1 protein-coding gene and 1 pseudogene are annotated in these 2,419 nt (G+C 76.4%); both read left to right on the forward strand.

Annotated features, from left to right (window positions below; genetic code table 11):
- The coding region (locus EBN88_RS29575; RefSeq protein ID WP_122400052.1) for a DUF4185 domain-containing protein at window positions 1-1,001 on the forward strand (1,001 nt) is incomplete at its 5' end.
- An 83-nt stretch (window positions 1,002-1,084) separates the two neighbouring features.
- Window positions 1,085-2,419 (forward strand): annotated as a pseudogene (locus EBN88_RS29580) (hypothetical protein); the annotation flags it as partial.

The following is a 2,419-nucleotide window of genomic DNA, read 5'->3' on the forward strand; positions in this document are numbered from 1 at the left end:
CGAGCCGTTCGCCCGCCCCGTCCGCCCCCGCCGCGCCGCGCGCCGTCACCGGCGCCAAGGTCGGCGACCTCACCGGCCCGGCGCAGACCGGCCGGTTCGCCGCGCCCTGGACCGACCTGGGCATCCCGGTGCGCTGCCCGGACGGCTCGCTGCTGCTGGTCTGCGGCGACACCTTCGACGGCGGCGGCGTGGGCGGTCCCAACTGGCGTTCTCCCGTGGGGCTTCGCGCGTCCAACCCGGACCTCGACGCCCTGGTCGTCGACGGCTGCGTCGGCGGCGACCAGGCGGTCGGCCTGGTGCCCGAGGGGCACGAGGGCGGCACGACGGCGATCCCCTCCGACGTCTTCGCCATCGGCGACACCCTCTATCTACACCTGATGCGCGGGGTGATCTTCCAGACCCACCACTCGGACTTCTGGCGTTCCACCGACAACGGCGAGACCTGGGAGTACCTGTGCCAGTGGCCGGGCGACCAGCACGGCGGGCAGTTCCAGCAGAAGACGTACGCGGTCGCCGACGACGGCTACTGCTATGTCCTCTCCTCCGTCTTCAACCGGGACATCGCCTCCGGGCTGCTGCTGCACCGCGTTCCCCACGAGGCCGTCGGCGACCCGGCCGCTTACGAGCCCTGGGGGTACGCGAACGGCGGCTGGGCCTGGGGCAACGCGCCCACCACGGTCAACGGGGTGCGCCGCAGGGGCGAGATCTGCTTCCGGGCGATGGGCGGCCGTTACGTGCTGACCTGGCTCAACATGGAGCCGCTCGACATCCGCGCCCAGGTCTTCGCGCTGCCCACCTCCGACCTGACCGTCACCCCGGAGCAGCCGGTGATCCTGCCGACCGTGCCAGGGCAGGAGCGGGACAACCTCGTCGCGCATCCGTACGGCGGATTCGTCTTCCCCGGCTCGTCGTTCGACGACCTGCGGCTGGCCGTGAGCCAGTGGTACGACGACCAGAACTACCGGGTGATGCAGTACCGCGTGCACGGCCTCGCCGGATAGCGTCACCAGGGCCGGCGCCGCCGGTGCGCGTGCGCGGAGGCGCGTGCGCGGGTGGTGCGCCGGTGCGAGGGGACGGGAACGGAGTGGACGGTGGGGACGGGGGGCGTGAACGGGGCGCGCGCGCCGCGCTGTTGGCGCTGGTGGCGCGGCTGGAGCGCCATGCGGCGGGGGAACGCGCCGCCGTGCTGGGTGAGGCGGCCGAGGCCGACGCGGAGGCGCTCGACGCGGCGTGTGCCCGGGAGGGTTACGCCCCGGGCGCGCTGGTGGCGCTCGGGCGCTGGCACCAGGCCCGGCACCGGGAGACGGGCGATGCGGCGGAGTTCCGCGCGGCGGCGGCCCGTTACGAACCCCTGTGGGAGGGGGCGCTGGCCACCGACCCCGACCCGGCGCCGCCGGGAACCGCCCCTGAGGAGGTGGCGCACCGGGCGGCGGCGCGCGGCCTGGCGCTGCTCGACCGCTTCCCGCACGACCGCGACCCGGAGCAACTCCTCGCCGCGCGCGCCGTGTTCGAGACCGCCCTGGAATCCCTGCCAACGCCCCACCCGCTGCGTCCCGTTCTCGAAGTCGGCCGAGCCCACGTAGGACTGACGACCCATCAGGTCATGGGCTGGCGCGCGGCGTTGGACCTCGCCCTGCGCGCCGCCGACCGCCTCATCGACGCCCCGCCGCCCAACCAACTCCCACGCTCCCTGGGGCTCCAGCTGCTGGAGGTCCACCAACGGGAGGGCGACGGCGCGGCGTTCGTCCGGGGCGTCGCGCTCCTTGTCCACAGCCTGGGGACGGAGCGCCCGCCCCCGCCGGAGGAGCGGGACGCGATCGACGCCGCGCTCGCCCGCGCGCTCCTCGTCGAGCTGACCCAACGGGGTGATGCGGCGCGGACCGGTCACACCGGAGAACGGCCCGCCGAGCCCCTCGCCCGGGTCGAGGCGGCCGATCCCGACCGTCGCCTCGACGCCCCGGGCGTCCGCGCCACGCTGCTGGGCGCGCTGCGCCGGCACCACGAGCGGCGCGGCGACCGGGAGTCGCTGGCCGCCGCGCTGGCGCTGGCCATCGACCGGCCGCGCGGCGGGGCCGACGGCCCCTGGCTCGCGGAGCTGGCCGCCCTCCACCGGGCCGAGGCCGATCCCCAACTCCTGGCCGAGATCGAGGCGTTGGCGCGCGAGCGGGCCGAGGACGGCCGGCTGGGGTCGGGGCCGGGCTCGGGGTCAAAGGAGCGCGAGGCGGCCCAACTGGTGCTGGGGCGCGCCCTGGTGTGGCGGGACGAGGCGATGCGTGACCCGGCGGCGCTGGCGGAGGGTGCGGGGCTGCTGACCGGGCTGGCCGAGGGGCCGCCGGGCTCGCCGGTGACCCGGGCCGCGCTCGCGCTGGCCGCGCACGCCCGCCGCCTTCAGGCGGAGCGGCTGGCGCCCGAGGCGCGC

Origin of the sequence: Streptomyces triticirhizae (assembly GCF_003696235.1) — a bacterium.
Taxonomy (GTDB): Bacteria; Actinomycetota; Actinomycetes; order Streptomycetales; family Streptomycetaceae; genus Streptomyces; species Streptomyces triticirhizae.